Raw genomic sequence first — 1,119 nt, 5'->3', positions numbered from 1 at the left:
CTTAGTGTTATCAAGACTTGCAATAGTTCCAGTGTTACTTGCAGAGTTTAGGGTTCCAGTGTTAGTAAGGGTTGCTAAGTTTCCTTTGTTTTCAAGGGTGCCTAGATTAGAAGCATTACTAAATTTGCTTAAGGTAGCCCCTGTATCATTTACAAATCCACCACTTAAGTTCCCTTTATTATCAAAGCTTGTAATGGTTCCTTGATTCTTAACTTGGTTAGTGATAGTTCCAGCATTGCTAAAGGTTCCTATGTTCTTAGTGTTATCAAGACTTGCAATAGTTCCAGTGTTACTTGCAGAGTTTAGGGTTCCAGTGTTAGTAAGGGTTGCTAAGTTTCCTTTGTTTTCAAGGGTGCCTAGATTAGAAGCATTACTAAATTTGCTTAAGGTAGCCCCTGTATCATTTACAAATCCACCACTTAAGTTCCCTTTATTATCAAAGCTTGTAATGGTTCCTTGATTCTTAACTTGACTAGTGATAGTTCCAAGGTTACTAAAGGTTCCTATGTTCTTAGTGTTATCAAGATTTGCAATAGTTCCAGTGTTACTTGCAGAGTTTAGGGTTCCAGTGTTGGTAAGGGTTGCTAAGTTTCCTTTGTTTTCAAGGGTTCCTATATTATTAGAGTTACTAAACTTTGTAAGGATAGCATTGGCATTATTTACAAATCCACCACTTAAGATTCCTTTATTATCAAAGCTTGCAATGGTTCCCTCATTACTTACTTTATTTGTGATGGTTCCACCATTAGCGTTAGTAAAGGTTCCTATGTTCTTAGTATTAGCAAGGTTAGCTATGATTCCAGAGTTGCTTCCACTTAGGGTTCCTTTATTAGTAATGCTTCCAGCATTTCCAGAGTTAGTGAAGTTAGTAAGGGTAGCATTGGCATTATTAACAAGTCCATTACTTAAAGTTCCAGCATTGCTAAAGTTTGCAATGGTTCCTTGGTTGGTAACTTGCTTAGTTATAATTCCTTGGTTAGCAATGCTTCCAGCACTTCCAGTGTTGCTAAGAGTAGTTAGGGTTCCACCATTAGCATTGCTAAAGGTTCCTATATTCTTAGTGTTAGTAAGACTTGCAATGCTTCCAGTGTTAGTAGCATTTGCTAAGGTTCCTTTATT

At 37.0% G+C, this 1,119-nt stretch carries 1 protein-coding gene; it reads right to left on the bottom strand.

Annotated features, from left to right (window positions below; genetic code table 11):
• The coding region (locus LS72_RS11105; protein ID WP_194145621.1) for a beta strand repeat-containing protein at positions 1 to 1,119 on the bottom strand (1,119 nt) is incomplete at both ends.

The organism is Helicobacter apodemus, from assembly GCF_000765745.2.
Taxonomy (GTDB): domain Bacteria; phylum Campylobacterota; class Campylobacteria; order Campylobacterales; family Helicobacteraceae; genus Helicobacter_D; species Helicobacter_D apodemus.
Note: the sequence above shows the minus strand (reverse complement) of the source record. Positions and strands in the feature narration are given on the sequence as shown.